The sequence below is a fragment of the Ructibacterium gallinarum genome (assembly GCF_014982785.1).
GTDB classification, from domain to species: domain Bacteria; phylum Bacillota; class Clostridia; order Monoglobales; family Monoglobaceae; genus Ructibacterium; species Ructibacterium gallinarum.
Window position 1 is genome coordinate 1 of sequence record NZ_JADCKB010000014.1, and the last position, 19,987, is coordinate 19,987.

Sequence of the window (19,987 nt, forward strand, 5' to 3'; positions counted from 1 at the left end):
ACATTCAGTCTGCCATTCGCCTTGGCATGGCAGTGCGGGCCGCCGATCGCTTTTCCTCTGTGGAACAGCTGCAAAATGCCCTCAACGGCCAAAGCACAACTTGGGTTCCAACGACTCCCGAGGAAAACCATACTAGTCCCTCCAGCTCTATACCCTATTCACCCTCAAAAGCAAAACCGTCGTCCTCCTCTCTCCTGATTGCGGGGCTGCTGGTTGGCTCATTCCTTTTGCTGTTGATTAGCATTATTACGGCAGTTACACTTTTTCGCACCTCGGCTTCGAAAAACAGTATGAATACACTGTCCTCTTCCACAGTGACTGTAACTCCGACTCCTGCTCCAACTATAACGCTAGAGCCGTATATTCCACCCCAATTTACGGGAGTAAGCGCCTCCAACGTAACCTCATCAAGCGGCAACTCCAGAAATTACCACCCAGAATTGGTTCTTGATAACTCTCCCGCTACCGCCTGGAACGTCCCCGGAGGAACAGGCGAATGGATTCTTCTTACCGCTCAAACGGAACAACAAGTAAAAGGGGTTCGAATTTTAAACGGATACACCAAATTCAGTCCAGACTATAATATGTGGATCTATGCGGCAAACAGCCGCCCGAAAGATATCACTGTAAGTTTTTCAGACGGTACTTATCAAAACTTTACGCTGTCAGATGTCTTTGACGACCAAAACTATATTTACCAAACGCTTGATTTTGGCGGGATCAAAAAGACCACCTTTATAAAAATTACAATTAACAGCATCTATCCTGGCACCCGCTGGAGCGACTGCTGTATTTCGGAAATTCAAGTATTTTAATATGATAATCGAAAGGAGATGATGTCTTGCGCAACAAACAAAACCATTACTCAGATAATCAACCAGATGAGGTCCATACCCTTTCTTTGCCGGAACAGACAGAGCGTCTTTATGTACTGCCAGACAACGCCCAGCATATCGGCAGCCGTGAGGAACAGCAGGATTATTTTTCCTATACGGATCTTTTTGATCCCGTACAAATTGACTGTCTTGGCTGTACCGCTGTGATGGCTGACGGCATGGGTGGACTGGAAAACGGCAGAGAGGCCGCTGTAACGGCAGTAAATGAGTTTTTGAACAGCTATACAGCGGCAATGAATGACGGTGCCGCAATTCAGGATGCACTGTTTGAAGCTTTGCAATGCGCCAACACCATGGTCTGTCAATATGCCGGTGCAGGCGCTACTTGCATCGGGGCTGTCGTGAAAGAAAATCATCTGCATTGGATTTCGGTGGGAGACAGCCATCTCTATCTGTTCCGAAAAGGTTTGCTGCGGCAGCTGAATCAAGACCACGTATATGCGTCCGAATTAGACGATCTGTATCAGTCCGGTCTTATTAGCAAGGACGACGCACTGAACCATCCGGAACGCAAGGCTCTCACCTCTTACCTCGGTATGCCCGCATTGACGCACATCGATCAGAACGCCCGTTCCTTTCCACTTCGGATGGGGGACAAGCTCCTGCTTTGCAGTGATGGTCTGTATCAAACGCTGTCCGAAGAAGAAATGATCAATATCCTTACAAATCAAAAAGACGACGTTGCGCAGACTCTGGTAGATACGGCAATTGCAAAACAAAAACCGGGACAGGATAATGTTACCGCAGTACTGATGAAAATAATATGATGAAAATATACCAACAAAACGGAGGGAATGTTATGTTAAAAAAAGTTGGCGCATCCATTTGTATTTTAGGATTGCTTCTTTTGCAGGCCGTTGCATTTGCGGCCGGGACACCCCAGGCAGTTTTAGACGTCAGGGACAGCGTGGTACGGATTGTGGCAGAAACCGAGTTCGGTACACAATTCGGGACCGGCTTTGCGGTGGGGACTGCGCAGCCGGTGCAGTACATAGTGACCAACCATCATGTCATTAAAAATGCGCAAAAAATTTCTGTTCTCCACGCTCGAGATAATCTTATTGAAGCCACCGTACAATTTGAATTACCCGGCTCCGATCTGGCGGTACTGCGCATGAATACCCCGCTGCACGCAGTCAAGCCGGCAGTTCTGAATGACAAAACAGTCAAGGAAGGTACGGTAGGCTATGCCCTTGGATACCCCTTTGCCGCTTCAGAACTGTCTGCCACTATTACCGGTAATAAAGAAGATATTACCATCACAAACGGAATTGTTAGTGCACTGCAGACTGTCCCTTATGTGGAAGGACTTCAGCCGGTTAATGTTTATCAAATCAATGCAGCATTGAATCCCGGAAATTCAGGTGGGCCGTTTGTGAACCAAAAAGGGGAGGTCATCGGCATTAATTCCTGGGGTGCACAGAACGCCGATGGTATCAATGCCGCCATTCGGGTACAGGACCTCACTGTTGTTCTGCAGCAAAACGGTATTCCATATTTAAAAGCACAGGATATGACTTTGATGTGGATTCTGCTGATTGCGGCCATCATACTGGCAACAGCTGCGATTGTCTTCTTGGTGATCATTCTGATCAAAAAGAACAAACAGCCAAAACCGGTGCTTTATGGCATCTCCGGCGAATTCTCTGGTCAGCGGTTCTATCTGCCAAAAGAAGGTGTCAATATTGGCAGAGATGCCTCTCTGTGCCAAATTGTATTTCCTCCGGATAGTCCCAAGGTGAGCCGTTCTCACTGCAATCTGCGCTATCAGCCGGATAACCGCACCTTTATCCTGACAGATCTTTCTTCCGCAAATGGCACCTATTTCGCCAACGGAACACCGCTGCAAGCCAAAATTCCTGCGGCACTTTCGGCTGGGACGAAATTCTATTTAGGCGATGAAACCGCCATGTTTTCTGTGGGAATCGAGGAATAGCCTATGGATGCAGCAAAAATATGCGATATCGGCGGCCGAACAGAAAATCAAGACTATGCCGCTATTTACACACAAAACCAAACCGGCTGTTTTATTGTGGCTGACGGTCTGGGAGGCCACGGTGGTGGCGAACTGGCATCGGAAGCTGCCGCACTTGCAGTACTGCGGCATTTTCATAGCCAGCCGTCCTGCACCAAAGACTGTCTTGCGCACTGCTTTGCCGCCGCCCATCAGGCAGTGCTTCAAAAGGCCTCAGAAACTGCCTTTTCCGGTATGCGTACCACACTGGCAGTTTTGCTGATAGAGCAGGACACCGCCATTTGGGGGCATATCGGCGACAGCCGAATCTATTATTTTCACAATAACACGCTCACGCAGGTAACGGCCGATCATTCCGTTGCCTATCTTGCCTATTTGAACGGTGAAATCAAATATCAGGATATTCGACACAGTCCAGATCAAAATCGACTGATCCGTTCCATCGGTGCAGGCAAAGAATGCAAACCTGCCCTTGGAGAGGCAGTTAGCCTTACCCCCGGAGATACCTTTTTGCTTTGCAGTGATGGATTTTGGGAACTCCTGTCTGAAAAAGAGATGCTGTCCTCTTTGAAAAAGTCATCCACCGCATCCCGCTGGCTTGCAAAAATGCTTCGGATCGCAAATGAAAAAAGAAAACGGATTCCGGATCATGACAATTTCAGCGCAATCACAATATGGATTTAATAAAATACAAAATATAATACGAGGTGAAACATTATGGCAATGAAACGATGCAACAATGGACATTTTTACGATGATACCAAACACTCCGTATGCCCTTTTTGCGGAGTCCAAAAGATTGATATTTCAAAAACCATGCCCTTAAAAGACGCCCCCTCCCTGCATCCGCAAACACCACCGATGACACCGGCGACTGAAAAAACCATAGCAAAAGGACAGGCTCATGCCAACGAAGGAAAAACCGTGGGTATTATGCGCAGTCATTTGGGATTTGACCCAGTGGTCGGCTGGCTGGTCTGTATTGATGGTCCGGATAAAGGAAAAGATTTTCGGCTCAAAAGCGAAAAGAACTTCATCGGCCGGAGTTCCAACATGGATGTTGCTATTTCATCCGATGCAGGAATCTCCAGAGCCAATCACGCCGTGGTCAGCTATAATCCCAGAAAAAATAATTTTATGCTGTATCCCGGCGAAAGTCACAGTCTTGTCTATTTAAACAGCGATGAGGTTTGTACTCCGATACAGCTAAATCCAGGGGACTGTATTGAAATGGGGAATACAAAGCTCATGTTTATTCCATTTTGCGGGGAGTGGTTTCAATGGCGAAACGACTGATTTGTATATACATTTTATTTAGTCTGCTGTGCATTCCAATCGGTATTACCGGCGCAGGCATCAGCAGTGTAAACATTCGTCAATTTTATCTGTACACCGACGCACTGCATACCTATGTTGATTTAAAATCTGCTGACGGCGTTTCTGTTTCCGGCTTGGATCGCTCAGGCATTTATGCTTCCTTAGATTCGGAAGATCTTCGGGTCAAGGAAATTCAGACCTTTGCAGAATCCGGAGAGGGTATGGCCTATATTTTTCTGATTGATATTTCCGGCTCCTTGTCTGGAACTCAATTTTCCCAAGTCAAAGCTGCCACCAAGCACTGGGCAGAAAAAATGGATGAAAAAGACCGAATGGCTATTATTTCCTTTGGAAACGAGGCTAAAATCGTCCAGGACTTTACCCAGGATGCGGGGCAGATCTCCACTGTGCTTGACAGCCTGTCCAATTCGGACGGCAATACCAAACTCTACGGTGGTATCGAGGAAGCAATTAATTTGGCCGGGAGAAATGATGCCGGTTTACCCAAACGCAAAGCTGTTCTTTTGCTCACCGATGGTCTCAATGACTATCCCGGCGGAATCAGCCAGGAAGATGTCATCATTCATGCAAAAGAAGATTTGATCCCCTTTTATACCCTTTTGGTTCCCAGGGGAAACACCGCAGGAAAAGCATTCTTAAATACGCTGAGCGAAACAACCAACGGAACCGCCTACGACCTATCTACCGGCATTGATACCATCTATGACGCTGCATATGCAGAATTGCAGGAAGCGTTCGTCATTGACTTTTCCTATCCTGCCGCCAAAGCCGATGGCCAGCTGCATAATCTTAAAATATCGGTTCGCCTGGAAAACCAGGAAGCCTCCGACGACATCAGCTGTACTTTAAAGAACCCCACAGAAACTTTAGCCAGTTTGCCGATCAGCGCTTCCGGAGCCGGCGGCGAAACAGAAAAGGAGCACAAAAACATGTCACCTATTTTACTCATTGCCATTATCATTACTATTTTACTGGTATTTGCAGCCATTATCCTGGTCATTGCGCTGGTCAACCGCAAAAAAAAGGAATTGCCCACCTCATCTTTCTCTTCTCAAACGCCAGTATATACGCCCGAATCCGCAAATATTCCCATTTCTGCGCCAACTCCCAAAACATTTTCTACCGGCAGTATGGCGTTCTCCTTGCATGAAATCGGTGGCACGGACGTAAAGGAATCCCAAATTGCCGATACACTGATCCTCGGCCGCGGAGCCGACTGTGGTCTGGTTCTTTCTGATCCGCAAATTTCCAGCAGGCATTGCCGGCTTACCCGAGAAAATGGCATTTTGTTCATAGAAGATTTGAACTCTACCAATGGCACCATCATAAACGGCATGACAATTACCGGAAAAACTCGCCTGAAAAACGGAGATCTTCTTCTTTTGGGCGGCACGGAATACCGCATCCGATTTGAGGAGAAATAAATGAAAAGTAAAAGACACTCACAACTTTTGTCCTCTGCACTACTATTCTGTTTGCTGTTAAGCGGATGCGGGCAAAAGCAAGAATCTGCTGCTGATACAGTGCCGGCGCCGCCTGCCACTGCACAGCCTTCTGCGCCCCCGGTCAGTACGCCGCCCCCTAAGCCTCAGCCCACTCAATCTGCCAAAGGGACCAAAACAGCTATTCCCGCATCGCTCCGAAGCATAATGCAGGGTGTTTCCATGCCCGAAGGCGCTTCTGTCACCTTTGACGACCTGGCCTATCTCACCATTCCTCATTATAATTATCAGGGAGAAGTCACCCAGGGACATATGGTAGTAGACGCAGCACTAGCTGATGAGATCCTGGAAATTTTTGAAAAGCTGTTCTTGCTCCAGTTTCCCATTGAACAAATGGAGCCCATTGATTATTTTGTTTCTTACATTGATGAGACCTTTGACAATCTAGATCGGGCATCCATGGGACAAAACAACACATCTTCCTTTTATTACCGCAATGTCAACGGCACCAATCGTATTTCTTATCATGCATACGGCCGTGCCATTGACATTAATCCCCGCACCAATCCCTATTGCATTCCATCCAGCGGATATGTAAGCCCAGCCAATGCTTACGCTTATGCAGACCGCAGTCAGGATCTGCCGGGCATGATCCATCAAGGGGATCCAGTCTACCAGATTTTCATAGAATATGGCTGGGAATGGGGCGGTGACTGGAGTGATGAAAAGGATTACCAACATTTTCAAAAGCCTTGATTCATGCACCTGCTAAATAATAATGCAAGGCAAAGATAAAAAGACAAAAGTATAAAAGACAAAAGTATATTTGAAAAGCGGAGCCGACGTACGCTGTCGGCTTCGCTTTTTGCAATCAAAAACGAAACAATCATTTTAATTGGTGTAAAAATTTTCTCCCTTTCAAGCAATCTATTAGCAGCAGCCACAGCTATTGTTGCAGCAAGTATTTTCTCTGGGCTTTTGCGGCGGGAAAAATTGGTCAATGGGGAACCGGATCTCATTGAACAGGGCACAGGGGCTTTCCTCTGTAGCCGAGGGGCACTCCTGGGTGGGGATACAGAAATCCACAGCATCAATCAAAAGCTGCGTATCCCGTTCCAGCCGAACAATAAAGAACAGTCCATAAGTAACCAAAACCTGTCTTGCATCATCATCCACCACCAAATCACCGCCGAAGCACTGACAGATATCCGCCGGGAACGGACAGCATCCACAGCCGCATCCGTTTCCATTGTTTGATCCGCAGTCACAGCAGCAGTCGCAGCAGCAGTCACAGCAATCGCTTTCCGCGATACGTGCGCTCAAAGCCACCGGCTCTACTACTTCCACAGCCACGTTAGGCAGATTGGTCTTCTTCCAGTTTTCAGCTACATCGCTGCATTTGGAGCTGAATACCTTGGAACTTCCCTCAGAACCGTAAAGAATCACTCTCTTGTCATAAGTGGTTAATCCATGTACAATTACAGGATTACATACACCACAGAATACCTCTAAGGTGACACAGACAAAGAATTTCATGTCAACCGAAAAATATCCCCGGTTAAAGGACAGCGGCTCAACATCGGTATATACCCAAATAACCTCTGCCTTCTTCAGCTTTACATTGATCGCTCTTTCAATCAACTCCTGGTCAGCCTGGGTCAAATATACCCGCTGATCTGCTACGCAATCACGATCCCGGCAGGAATCATAAATCTGGCTGGTGTTGATACATACCGGTTCAGAAAACACGCAGGCACGACGCGTTTTGGTATCTGTGCACTCCTCCCGCGCATCCGCCCGAGCTGCCTGTGCAGCGCCTGTATCTACGGAATTGTTCTGCGGACAGCAAACATAGCAGTTATCTTTTCCGGATGTCCCCTGACAACACCGTCTGTTATTTCTCTCGCTCATAAAAATTTCCTCCTTTTTTTGTTGACTGCGCGCTTTCCGCGCCGTCTCAGTATCATCATATGGGCGCTTCAGGGTTTTGTGACAGCTTTTTCGAAAATTATGTAAACAGCACCTGGCTTTATCATCAAATTATTGTGCATATCGACCAAAATTAGCCCATAATATTGTATACTTTTCGGTTGAATTATCAGACAAAATCAAGTACAATAATGGGGTATAAAACATTTTTTCGGTATGTACCTGAAAAAACAGGACCGCATATCAATTTATCACTTAGGAGGGCTGTCGTTTGAAACTTTATGACACATCAAAAATCAAAAACTTTTGTCTGTTGGGACACGGTAATTCCGGTAAAACCTCGCTTGCCGAGGCCATGCTGTTTACCTCCGGAAATATTGACCGTATGGGAAGAACCACAGACGGCAATACTGTAATGGACTTCGACCCGGAAGAGATCAAACGTAAGTTCTCGATCAGCACCGCCATTGCGGCCTGCGACTGGAACGGCGTTAAATTTAATATACTGGATACACCCGGATATTTCGATTTTGCTGGTGAAGTACAGGAAGCGGTTCGGGTAGCTGATGCCGCTATTATCGTACTGAGCGGAAAATCCGGTCTTACTGTAGGTGCAGAAAAGGCTTGGAACTACTGTGAGCAATATGGTCTACCCCGTATCTTCTTTATTAATAAGGTTGATGACGAACGGGTGAACTATCAAGGCGTTCTGCAGCAGCTGAAAGATAAGTACGGCAAAAAAATTGCCCCTTTCCAGCTTCCTTTGCGCGAAGGCGAGAAAATAACCGGATTTATTAATATTGTGGAACAGGAGGCCAGAAAATTTGATGGTGACCGCACTGTCACCGCCGAAATGCCTCCCGGTATGGAAGACGAGCTAGAGCCCCTGAGGGAAATGATTAACGAAGCAGTTGCTGAGACCTCAGAAGAACTGATGGATAAATATTTCAGCGGCGAGCCTTTTACCCTCCCGGAAATGTATGAAGCACTGCGTGCCGGCGTAGCCGCCGGCGATATTGTACCGGTTCTCTGCGGAAGCGCCTATCATAAACTTGGGATTTCCTCGCTGATGAATGCAGTACACGCTTATTTCCCCGCTCCGGACAGCAAAGACGAATTTGTTATGGCCACAAAAAAAGACGGGTCTTCTTCCCGGCTGAAAATCGATGTGAGCGATCCTTTGTCCGCGCTGGTATTTAAAACGGTTGCTGACCCTTATGTTGGAAGACTGTCTTATTTTAAGGTCTATTCCGGCGTCATGACTCCGGATACTACGGTTTACAATATGAACCGGGATATTAACGAAAAAATTGGTAAGATTTATGTTGTTCAAGGCAAAAAACAGGTTGAAGTGGAACGGCTGAATGCCGGCGATATTGGCGCGGTAGCAAAACTTTCCAAAACCGGAACCGGTGACACCTTAAGCGGTCTCAATCATCCGCTTCAGCTGGAAGGTATTGATTTTGTAAAACCCAATATGTCTTTGGCCGTTGTTCCCAAGTCCAAAGGCGATGAAGAAAAAATTACTCAGGGTCTAACCCGGCTTATGGAAGAGGACAAAACCTTTGTTTTGGAAAATAATAAAGAAACCCGCCAGCAAATTCTACGCGGACTGGGAGATCAGCATATTGATGTGATTGTCAGCAAGCTGAAGAATAAATTTGGCGTAGATATTTCTTTTGAGCCTCCGAAGGTTCCCTACCGTGAAGCCATTCGCAAAAAGGTGAAAGTGGAAGGCAAACACAAAAAACAATCTGGTGGTCACGGCCAATATGGTCATGTCTGGATTGAATTTGAACCTACCGATGCAGAAGGGCTGGTCTTTGAAGAAAAAATATTTGGCGGAAGTGTACCCAAAGGTTATTTCCCTGCTGTAGAAAAAGGGCTGCAGGAATCCATGCAGCATGGTATCTTGGCAGGCTATCCCATGGTGGGATTAAAAGCCACCTTGGTAGATGGTTCTTATCACGATGTAGACTCTTCGGAAATGGCATTTAAAATTGCTGCCAACCTTGCCTATAAAGCGGGTATGGCACAGGCTTCCCCTGTAATTTTGGAGCCCATTGGCCATCTTAAGGTTTATGTACCGGATAATTATACCGGTGACATTATCGGCGATATTAACAAGCGGCGGGGCCAAATGCTGGGTATGACTCCCGAAGGCGGCGGCATTACCATGATCGAAGGGGAAGTTCCTATGGCGGAAATGCATTCTTACGCTTCCGATCTGCGGAGCATGACCCAGGCACGGGGCAGCTTTGAATTTGAATTTGAGCGCTACCAGGAAGCGCCGCAAAATGTAATGGATAAGATCATTGCAGAAGCGAAAAATGAATAAAACCAAACGGCGGACCGGAAATGAAACTCCGGTTCGCCGTAAATCATTGTAAAGGAGTTTACCCAATGAATCTCAGACATTTAAAAATATTCCTTACCGTCGCTGAATGTCAAAATATGCACCGCGCGGCAGAAAAGCTCTATATCGCGCAATCCACCGTCAGCCAGGCCATACGGGAAATCGAGGAAGAATATGACGTAAAATTATTTGAACGCCTGTCCCGGCGCATTTACCTGACGGAAACCGGCGAATTGCTGCTCTCTTACGCGCGGCATATTTTAAGTTCTGCCGAAGAGATGGAGCACGCCCTGCGCCACCGCTCTCAATCCCCTATTCTACGCCTGGGCGGCAGTGTAACCGTCGGCACCTGCTTGTTGGACGGCATCATCGACCATATACAGCAGACACTGCCTGGCGCCCAATTGTATATTACTGTTGATAATACCTCCTCCATTGAATCCTTCCTGCTGACCAACGAGCTGGATGCCGCTGTAGTAGAAGGTGTCATTTCCAGTCCAGATCTCATGCAGCTGCCGGTGTTTGAGGATGAACTGGTCATTGCCGCCGGCAAGAATCATCCTCTTTCCGCACTGCCAAAAGTAACGCTTTCTGATCTTGAAAATCAGCGACTGATTTCACGAGAGAGCGGCAGTGCAGAACGAAACCAGTTTGAAAAAATTCTCCGTCAAAACGGCATCCATATGGTTCGTCTGTGGCAGTGTACCAATACAGAAGCCATCAAAAATGCCGTGATACATGGCAGGGGACTTGCCATATTATCACGGCTTCTTCTTCAAAATGAACTGGAGCGGGGTCAGATCAAAATTCTGCCTCTTGAGGATATCTGTGTTAAACGCACCATCCATCTGGTCTATCATAAAAACAAATATATCTCGCCGGTCATGGAGGCTCTACAGCAGGCCTGTAATGCCCTGTCCGGTCAGTGCGCCAATACCTAAATAAATCAGCGTTCCCACTACGCCGCTGCCCAAGATAACGGCAACCGCGCTAGGTTTAAACCGGCGCAAAATGAACAGGCAAACACCAAACATGATAAATTCTACCCACCGGAAATCTGCCCAATGAAACGACTGGATATCTGCCTGAAAAAGGCCCAGCATTAAAATAGAAGTCCCAGCCGAACCGATCAGCGCCACCACAGCCGGACGAAGCGCAGACAAAACTGTCTGTACGCCGCTGAAACTCCGGTATTTATAATAAAAGTGTGCCAAGGTCAGACAAATAATAAAGGAGGGAATAATGCATCCCAACGTACACAGAATTGCTCCCACCGGACCGCCCCACGCACCCAGCTGCCAACCTAGTTGGGTTCCCACAAAGGTGGCGGAATTGATGGAAATTGGGCCAGGCGTCATTTCCGCAATGGTGATCAGATCGGTAAACTGTTCCATAGTCATAAGATGATGCAAATCCACCACCTGCGCCTGGATCAACGGAATTGCCGCGTAGCCGCCGCCTACACTGAACAGCCCGACCTGAATAAAGGAAAAAAATAGCTTAATCAATAGACTCATTTTGCAGCAGCCCCCTTCTTTCTGTATAAATCAATCAATAAATCAAGAATCCCTATCCCCAGACAGGATAAAATAATCAGCATGGCATTGACCTTAAAGAAACAAGTAAGAATAAAAGCAATGACCATCATGGCAATATATAAGATACTCCGCGTTTTTACCACATTCTTTGCCAGATTGATTACAACATCAAAAATAACGGCCGCAACGCCTGCCCGCATGACCTGCAAAGCCACCGCAATATATGGATTGGTGCGGAACTGCTCATAGCACATGGAGATAATGAAGATGATGATCATCGGCGGCAGGATAGTACCCAGAATCGCTACCAGAGAGCCTACCACCCCACGCATCCGGTATCCAATGATCACCGAGGCATTCACCGGCAGAGGGCCGGGCGACGACTGGGTAATCGCAGTCACATCCAGCATTTCATCTTCCTCCAGCCACTTGAGCTCTTCCACAAATTTCTTTTTCATTAACGATACAATTACAAATCCTCCCCCAAAGGTAAAGGCGCTTAAGACGAACATAGACCAAAACAACTTCCGCAAAACGCCAGGGGTTTTTTCTTGCTTCATAACAATCCCTCCTCTTTAGCATTATTATACGCAAACCAAAACGATTTGTAAAGCACAAATATTTTATTAATTTGATAGGTATTTGCCTATCAAATTTTCACTTTTGTCATGGTAAGGTTGTCATAACCCACCAGGAAAAAATTACGGCCCGCTCTTGACAAGTTTCCGGCAGTAGGATAAAATAATAAGGATTGTAGGAAATGTATAGAAAGGGTGACGCAAATGGGCATGACACTGGCTCAAAAAATTTTAAAAGATCATTTGGTCTGCGGCGAAATGATTCCGGGGCAGGAAATCGGAATCCGAATCGACCAGACCCTGACACAGGATGCGACCGGAACCATGGCTTATCTGGAATTTGAGGCCATGGGAGTTCCGCGGGTGAAGACAGAGCGTTCTGTTGCATATATTGACCATAACACGCTGCAAAACGGATTTGAAAACGCGGATGACCATCGATTTATCGGCAGCGTCTGCAAAAAACACGGCATATACTTCTCCCGTCCCGGTAACGGCATCTGCCACCAGGTACACCTGGAGCGGTTCGGGATCCCCGGGAAAACGTTGATTGGCTCTGACAGCCACACCCCCACAGGCGGCGGCATTGGCATGATTGCCATCGGCGCTGGCGGTATGGACGTTGCAGTGGCTATGGGCGGCGGGACATACTATATCACCTGCCCAAAAATTGTGAAAGTAGAGCTGACTGGAAAACTGCAGCCTTGGGTTGCCGCAAAGGATGTCATTTTAGAGGTTTTGCGCCGTCTATCTGTCAAAGGCGGCGTAGGCAAAATTATTGAATACTGCGGCGAGGGTGTAAAGACCCTTTCTGTTCCCGAACGCGCTACCATTACCAATATGGGTGCAGAGCTGGGCGCTACCACCTCCATCTTCCCTTCGGATGAAAATACCAGGGCCTTTTTGAAAGCACAGCAAAGAGAAGAGGATTACCGTCCCCTTGCGGCGGATCCTGACGCAGTTTATGATGAAGAACTGGTCATCGACCTGAGCGCACTTGTGCCGCTGGCAGCATGTCCCCATTCTCCGGACAATGTAAAAAGCCTTGATGAGATTGGCTCCATGAAGATCGATCAGGTTTGTATCGGTTCCTGCACCAACTCATCTCTTTTGGACATGCTCAAGGTTGCCCATATTTTGAAAGGCAAGACCGTACACCCAGACGTTTCTTTATCCATCGCGCCCGGTTCCAAGCAGGTACTGAATATGCTGGCGGAAAACGGCGCGCTTGCAGTGATGATTGACGCCGGTGCAAGAATTTTGGAAAGCGCCTGTGGCCCCTGTATCGGTATGGGACAATCCCCCAACTCCGGCGGTATCTCCCTTAGAACCTTTAACCGGAACTTTGAGGGACGTTCCGGCACCAAAGACGGACAGATTTATCTGGTATCCCCGGAAACCGCGGCAGCTTCTGCACTGACCGGTGTACTGACCGACCCCAGGACCTTGGGTGAAATGCCCGAATTTGCCCTGCCGGATGTCTTTACCGTACGGGATAACATGATTGTTCCGCCGGTTCCCGCGGAAGAGATGGACAGCGTAGAGGTACTCAGAGGACCCAATATTAAGCCTTTCCCGGTATCCGAAGCGCTTCCTGACAGCATCAGCGCAAAATGCAGCTTGAAAGTCGGAGACAACATCACCACCGACCATATTATGCCGGCCGGCGCAAAGATCCTTCCTTTGCGTTCCAATATTCCCAAAATTTCAGAATACTGCTTTGCGGTCTGTGACGAAAGTTTCCATGACCGCGCGCTGGAGCTCAAGCAAAGTATCATCGTAGGCGGATCCAATTACGGACAAGGTTCTTCCCGTGAGCATGCCGCCCTTGCGCCCCTGTATCTGGGTGTGAAAGCGGTGATTGTAAAATCCTTTGCAAGAATCCACATGGCCAACCTGGTTAACGCCGGCATCCTGCCCATGACCTTTGCGGATGAGAAAGACTATGACCGAATAGACCAAATGGACGAGCTATCTATGGAAAATCTAATCCAGCAGTTAAAAGACGGGGACACCGTTACGGTTACCAACCGTACCAAAGGCTTTCGCTTTGATGTCAATGTTTCTCTCTCTGACCGGCAGAAAGATATGTTGATTGCCGGCGGCCTGCTGAACTATACCAGAAATAACGCCTAAATAAAGAAAGGAATGATACCCATGAACAATGCAGAGCAAATCAAGTATGCACAGGAAAAATTTGGAGAACTGCTTACAGAGCAGTTTGCCCGCATCGAACGGATGAAAGCTGAAAAGGACTTTCTCGATTATGACAAGCTGGATAACATTGTGATTGGTGTGGTCGGCGGCGACGGCATCGGCCCTGCCATCACAGCCCAGGCACATAGAATCCTGGAATTCCTGTTGTCTGATGAGGTGGCAAAAGGCCGCATCACTTTTAAAGTGATTGACGGCTGTACCATTGAACACCGGGCAGAGGTTGGCAAAGCCCTGCCAGACGATGTGGTAGAAGAACTGAAAAAATGCCACGTTATTCTCAAAGGCCCCACCACCACTCCCAGAGCCGGAGACCCGTGGCCTAATATCGAAAGCGCCAATGTTGCCATGCGCAAAGAGCTTGACTTATTTGCAAATGTACGTCCTGTGAAAGTTCCGGAGCAGGGCATTGACTGGACCTTCTACCGTGAAAACACGGAGGGCGCGTATGCGGTAGGCTCCAAAGGTGTACACGTTAATGACGATCTGGCGATTGACTTTACTGTTACCACCCAGGAAGGCAGCGAGAGAATTGCCAGAGCCGCTTTTGAATATGCCAAAAAGACAGGGAAAACCCGGGTTACCGCTGTTACCAAAGCAAATGTTGTAAAAACCACTGACGGCAAGTTTCTGCGCATCTGCCAGGAGGTTGCAAAAGACTATCCGGGCATTGAGCTGGATGACTGGTATATTGATATCATGACCGCAAAATTGGTAGATCCCAAGCGCCGCACCCAGTTCCAGGTGCTGGTTCTGCCCAACCTTTATGGTGATATCCTCACCGACGAGGCCGCAGAATTCCAGGGCGGCGTTGGTACGGCAGGAAGTGCGAATATTGGCAAACGCTATGCCATGTTTGAAGCTATTCACGGCAGTGCGCCCAGAATGGTGCAGGAAGGCCGGGATAAATACGCAGATCCATGCAGTATTATCCGTGCCGCAGTGATGCTTCTTGAGCACATTGGATATGCTGATAAAGCGAAAAAACTGGAACGTGCTCTTGATATCTGTATGTATGAGGAAAAGAAGCTGGTTATTACCGGCCGAGATACCGGCGCCACTAGCGAAGCCTTTGCAGATTATGTAATGGACACCATTCAAGCATTATAAAAAAATAGAGCTGCCGCAAGTGCAAAAACACACTTGCGGCAGCCTTGTTTTTTACCAGAACAAAATATCATTTTCGGCCAGTTTCATCAATGCTTCAATAAAATAATAGTCTCCGTAAATAATAGGATAATGATGTTGCTTATCATGATATGCCCCGGTGCCCATCTGTACGATCGACTGCTCCGATTCACTCCAATCACAGAATCGTTCCTCCGTAGCTTTTAAGATGCGGATGGCGCTGTCTAAGTATAAGTCCTTTTCATATTCTCCCACAGCTTTTGCAATTTCAATCAATCCACAGGCGGCAATCACTCCGGCGGTACTGTCATAGATCACCGGTTCTTTCGGCGCACGGAAATCACATTTTGCCACAAATTCATCCGCCACATTCGCAATAAAATAATGGGCGGCGCGTTTGGCCGTGTTTAAAAAGTCCTCGTTATGCGTATGGATATAGCTGAGAATAAATCCATACAAAGCCCACGCCTGCCCCCGGGACCAGGAAGAACCGGATTCATATCCCTGTCCGGCGGGATTGTCGATGATTTCACCGGTATCCTGATCAAAAATGACAATATGGTTAGAAGATCCATCGGGCCGGATGTGGTGTTCCATGGTGGTTTTGGCGTGCTGTTCTGCGATATAGCGGTATCTGGGGTCGTCAACCTGCTCGCTTGCCCAGTACAAAAGAGGAATGTTCATCATACAGTCAATGATTGCATACCCCTTGTTGATGTTCCCGCTTCCCCAGGCGCGGATGTATTTACCAACCATATTATACCGCGCAGCCAAAATATCTGCCGCATGAAGCCCCCGTTTTCTTGATGCGTCATTTCCAGTAATCCGATAATCCGCTACCGCGGACGTCAGCCACATAAAGCCGACATCATGATGCAGCTTATCATAAACACCAAAGGCCTTGTCCAGCTCCTTCTCACTCTGTTCCGCCTTCTGCCGGAACAGCTCGTTTTTGGTGCGCAGATACATCAGCCACATCATACCAGGCCAAAACCCGTTGGTCCACCAACAAATGCCATCAAAAGGCAGTTCCTCCTCGCTTTTTTCGTATTTTCCGTTCTTTGTGGTATATGGGAAACAAAACTCCACCTCTTGAGCTGTCCGTGTCAGCTTTTTTTCCACTTTTTGCAGTGTTTCTTCTATCCATTTTTGATCTTCTGCCTTAAGCATTTTGTCATTCCTTTCCTAATATATTTATTCTTTTTTCAAAATATGTAATTTTTCTTTTCCCATTATACTCCAGATTATTATCAACGTCAATCTTTTTTTGCTACACAAAATGAAAGGCTGTTTTTTGCTTTTTCCGCGTAAAACAGCCTTTTCATCATCTTATTTTGCTTCCGCAAGGGGTGTCAATTTACCGTCATCTGACAGCAAAAATGCCTTTATGCTATACCCTTCCATTTCCTCCGGGAAAGTAATACCATCAATTTGAGCTGTAAAATATTCGCCAAGACTTCCTTCCGGGATATCTACCGTCTTGCAGTCTACCAACGTCTGATCTTTATAAACGGCAAAATATAATTTGCCAGCTGTATTTTTTGTTCGCAAAACACGGACGCTGTCCACGCTTCCCAAAGCAGCTGGGGTATCCGTTAAATTCCCGTCTTCACCGCGATAGAAAAGATCCAGTATCACATAGGAAAACTGGGGATTTTCCATAGTCACAAAATAATCTCGCGTTACTGTTTTGCCGTTTTGGCTGACCGCTGCTGTCAAACGAACCGTCGCTTCTGTGGCTTGCGGGGTCACCACACCCGCACTTGTAATAAAGTCCTCTGCTCGGCTGGTCCAAGTTACCGGCAAACCAGACACTGTATTTTGAGGCAATATCAGCGTATCGGTAACAATTGCCGGCAATGTCAGCTGATTCAGCTGAGAAATCAGCGCAGCTTCATCCGGATCCTCGGTATACTCAAAAACCAGATACGGTCTGTAATCTGTAGCTTCTCTATAGTCGGGAATCTCATATTCTTTGGTATAAATGCTGGTTGGATATTTCGACAATCCGGCAACCTCTCCGGCAACCGTGCCAGTAAATTTAGTGGCCTCTAAGGTAAGATAATCATCTTCTTCCATGGCTTTCTGTACCGACGCGGTCACATCCACAGCATATTTTAAATTAGCACCGGAACCGCCAAGCCGTACTTCCGCTGTTTTTGCTCCCTTGGCGTTTTGCATCACTTCGGCATAATTATTGCCGCACAGAGTCGCCTCGTCCCAACCATCCTTGCTCATATCGTAAAAATTCAAATAATTTACATTGGCATCCGAGCGGGTAATATAGAGTGTGGCTTTTTTCACGGTTTGGGGCACTTCACTCAAGTCAAATCCAAGCAGAATTTTCCGCATCTCGTTATCATCATACGTCATAACGCTTGTCGCTGTACCCAGCGGGGTTGCGCTGGTTTGGCTGTCAATGGTAATACTGATACCCGTATCCTTGTCTGCTATCAGTCTGCCAAGAGCTGGAATGGTAAAGTTAAATTCTCGAGTGGCATTTTCGCTTCCTTCCTTTGCCGCCGTCGCAGTCAGGATAACTTCTTGATCCGCAAATGCAGGCCGTTTTACATTTCCTGTGTTGTCCACCACCGCTGGGATATTGGACTCCCATGTAATGGTTGAGCCACTTACACCCTCTGCAGGCAAATCAATTTTTAAAGCATTTTCATCATATTGGATGGAAATCGCCTGCAAATCCATGGCCGTTTCGCTTAGGTCACTGGGTACCACCTGCACCGCAAAGATCTTTTGCGTGCTCTCTTCGCCTTTCGAAACCGTTGCGGTCAACGTGACCTCTGTGGGTTCCGCAGGATTTTTGTATACCGCTTTTATCTCGTTCTCTGCTTCGCTTATTTCCAATATATCCGGATTGGAGGACTGCCAGGAAATGTCGCTGCCCTTATCACCTGTCTTTGGAAGGCTGAGGTCGGCCGAAACCGTATCCAGATTTCCAAGAGACAGTGCCGCTGCATCCGTGTACACATCTGCCTTGTCCTGGTTCTTCTTCAGGCTCAGAATCAGCTGAGGTTTTTGCGTATCCGGTCCGTCAGATTCTTTGGTAAACACATGAATACCATAGGTATTCTTATTATTTGGATCCCGGAAACTGGTTACTATACGCAAAACCAAGGTATCCGCCTCGGAATACACAGCATCATATACCGCTTGCGTTATATCCGAATAAAACGGCGCACCATAAGCAGGGCGCAAAGTACTTCCATCAAAAATTTCCTTGGACTGCTCTGCCATAGTACGGGAATTGTTCCAGGTCAAATCGGTTGCAACACCGGTTTCCGCTCCGATAGCAGATCCTTCCGTCCAGCCGGTATCCGGAAGAGAATAAATCACATACGACTGATTATACTGCCCTCCATTTTTTTGTATCTGCAAAGACAGATCTGCTTTTAAAACTTCATAAGCATTTTTCTTCAGCTCGGACAGATCAAACCGTAAATAAATCTCACGGCTGACCTCTGCTGCTGCCGCCGAAAAGGCATAAACATCACCGCCAAAATTTTTTGTACCATTTCCGTTGTGTACATAAGTATCGGCAGAGACTAAAATGTTTTTGGATACAATGGCATCTTTTCTAACGGTAACCAGAATTTCCCGGGTAATACTCGCTTCGCCTTTGCTAACCGTCGCGGTCATGGTTATCTGCGTATCCTCCTGAGGCTGATGATATTCCGCCAAGGCACCATCTGCACTGACCGACAAAACATCCGGATTGGAAGACCGCCAGGAAATATTGCTGCCTTTCGCACCAGTTGTGGGCAAAACAAAATTTTCTGTAATATTTTCGATATCACCAAGATCAATCGCCGCTGCATCCTCGCGAACCGCTATCGCATTGTCCACTGTCTGCTGATCCGCTGCTAAAGTAAGCCGCAGATGGGGCTGAGACATGGGCTCTACTTCATCCTCTTTGGAGTAAATCATAATTCCCCAGGTCTGCTTCTCATTGCCAACAAAATTAGTAATCAGCCGCAAAGTCAAAAAATCATCGGTTCCCTCGGCTGTTACCGCTGAAGTAATGTCTACTACAGTAGGCTGGTTGCTTTCCGTTATCAACCGTCCCTCTCCAGAATTAAAAACCTCTTCTGCTGTTTCTGCCATTGTTCTTGAATTGTTCCATGTAATATCGGTATCCGTTGTAGTCTGCGCACCATTAGCATTTCCTTCTGTCCAGGTATCCCCTGCCGGATCCGTTACCCGCTGCACAATATATCCATTGCCATGCTGTGCGGTATTACTGCCGCCATAGGTCATATACAATTCCGCTTTTTCAATGGTAAAACCCATTTCTCTAATTTGCGACAAATCAAATTTCATAAAAATTTCACGGCTTAATTCGCCTTGCAAAGCAACACTGTAAATCTTTTGCATTGCGCCAAAATTAGCATTGGCTTTTGCACTCGACTGTACCATAGCATCTGCAAAAACCGGAAGGTCAATCACTGCTGCTTGTTCCGGATCTTCCGCATACCCAACCGCCGGAAGAATCACCATTTGAAGCATCATGACCGCCGCAAGCAAAATGTGCATCCCTTTTCTCATAACCATTCCTCCTTATGAAAATATAAAACTGGA

General features: G+C 47.1%; 16 protein-coding genes. 11 read left to right on the top strand and 5 right to left on the bottom strand.

What is annotated here, in order from left to right; genetic code table 11:
• The 7 genes from INF28_RS07620 to INF28_RS07650 all read left to right on the top strand — a co-directional run.
• Nucleotides 1-815, top strand: an 815-nt coding sequence (locus INF28_RS07620; protein ID WP_226392875.1) for a discoidin domain-containing protein, incomplete at its 5' end; no start/stop codon positions are given.
• 26 nt (nt 816-841) lie between these two features.
• Complete coding sequence (locus INF28_RS07625; protein WP_226392876.1) at nt 842-1,663, top strand: PP2C family protein-serine/threonine phosphatase; 822 nt, start codon at nt 842-844, stop codon at nt 1,661-1,663.
• Between the two features lie 32 nt (nt 1,664-1,695).
• Nucleotides 1,696-2,832, top strand: a complete 1,137-nt coding sequence (locus tag INF28_RS07630) for a trypsin-like peptidase domain-containing protein (RefSeq protein WP_226392877.1) — start codon at nt 1,696-1,698, stop codon at nt 2,830-2,832.
• 3 nt (nt 2,833-2,835) lie between these two features.
• Entirely contained in the window at nt 2,836-3,555 is a 720-nt protein-coding gene (locus tag INF28_RS07635; RefSeq protein WP_226392878.1) for a PP2C family protein-serine/threonine phosphatase, read from the top strand.
• A 33-nt stretch (nt 3,556-3,588) separates the two neighbouring features.
• A complete protein-coding gene (locus INF28_RS07640) occupies nt 3,589-4,167 on the top strand; it encodes an FHA domain-containing protein (protein ID WP_226392879.1) in 579 nt (192 codons plus the stop codon).
• Entirely contained in the window at nt 4,152-5,633 is a 1,482-nt protein-coding gene (locus tag INF28_RS07645) for an FHA domain-containing protein (RefSeq protein ID WP_226392880.1), read from the top strand. Before INF28_RS07640 ends, INF28_RS07645 begins: the two co-directional genes overlap by 16 nt.
• The gene (locus INF28_RS07650) at nt 5,634-6,407 is read left to right on the top strand and encodes a M15 family metallopeptidase (protein ID WP_226392881.1); all 774 of its coding nucleotides are present in this window, start codon (nt 5,634-5,636) and stop codon (nt 6,405-6,407) included.
• Nucleotides 6,408-6,581: 174 nt separating this feature from the next.
• Here INF28_RS07650 and INF28_RS07655 read toward each other — a convergent pair whose 3' ends face one another.
• A complete protein-coding gene (locus INF28_RS07655) occupies nt 6,582-7,562 on the bottom strand; it encodes a hypothetical protein (RefSeq protein WP_226392882.1) in 981 nt (326 codons plus the stop codon).
• 289 nt (nt 7,563-7,851) lie between these two features.
• Between INF28_RS07655 and fusA the strand changes: the two genes are divergently transcribed.
• Together fusA and INF28_RS07665 are read left to right on the top strand one after the other, a co-directional pair.
• A complete protein-coding gene (gene fusA / locus INF28_RS07660) occupies nt 7,852-9,918 on the top strand; it encodes an elongation factor G (protein WP_226392883.1) in 2,067 nt (688 codons plus the stop codon).
• A gap of 65 nt (nt 9,919-9,983) precedes the next feature.
• On the top strand, nt 9,984-10,877 hold the full coding sequence (locus INF28_RS07665) for a LysR family transcriptional regulator (RefSeq protein ID WP_226392884.1): 894 nt from the start codon (nt 9,984-9,986) through the stop codon (nt 10,875-10,877).
• On the opposite strand, the gene INF28_RS07670 is transcribed toward INF28_RS07665, so the two are convergent.
• Together INF28_RS07670 and INF28_RS07675 are read right to left on the bottom strand one after the other, a co-directional pair.
• Complete coding sequence (locus INF28_RS07670) at nt 10,830-11,453, bottom strand: chromate transporter (protein WP_226392885.1); 624 nt, start codon at nt 11,451-11,453, stop codon at nt 10,830-10,832. The two genes, INF28_RS07665 and INF28_RS07670, sit on opposite strands and share 48 nt — an antisense overlap.
• A complete protein-coding gene (locus INF28_RS07675; protein ID WP_226392886.1) occupies nt 11,450-12,034 on the bottom strand; it encodes a chromate transporter in 585 nt (194 codons plus the stop codon). The genes INF28_RS07670 and INF28_RS07675 overlap by 4 nt, the downstream gene beginning before the upstream one ends.
• 222 nt (nt 12,035-12,256) lie before the next feature.
• Here INF28_RS07675 and INF28_RS07680 point away from each other — a divergent pair, with 222 nt between their 5' ends.
• A complete protein-coding gene (locus INF28_RS07680; RefSeq protein ID WP_226392887.1) occupies nt 12,257-14,188 on the top strand; it encodes an aconitate hydratase in 1,932 nt (643 codons plus the stop codon).
• A 21-nt stretch (nt 14,189-14,209) separates the two neighbouring features.
• Complete coding sequence (locus INF28_RS07685) at nt 14,210-15,376, top strand: isocitrate/isopropylmalate family dehydrogenase (protein ID WP_226392928.1); 1,167 nt, start codon at nt 14,210-14,212, stop codon at nt 15,374-15,376.
• A 51-nt stretch (nt 15,377-15,427) separates the two neighbouring features.
• Here INF28_RS07685 and INF28_RS07690 read toward each other — a convergent pair whose 3' ends face one another.
• Together INF28_RS07690 and INF28_RS07695 are read right to left on the bottom strand one after the other, a co-directional pair.
• Entirely contained in the window at nt 15,428-16,564 is a 1,137-nt protein-coding gene (locus INF28_RS07690; protein WP_226392888.1) for a glycoside hydrolase family 88 protein, read from the bottom strand.
• Nucleotides 16,565-16,723: 159 nt separating this feature from the next.
• Nucleotides 16,724-19,954 (bottom strand): immunoglobulin-like domain-containing protein, encoded by a 3,231-nt coding sequence (locus tag INF28_RS07695; protein ID WP_226392889.1) that lies wholly within the window; start codon nt 19,952-19,954, stop codon nt 16,724-16,726.
• Nucleotides 19,955-19,987 lie beyond the last annotated feature (33 nt).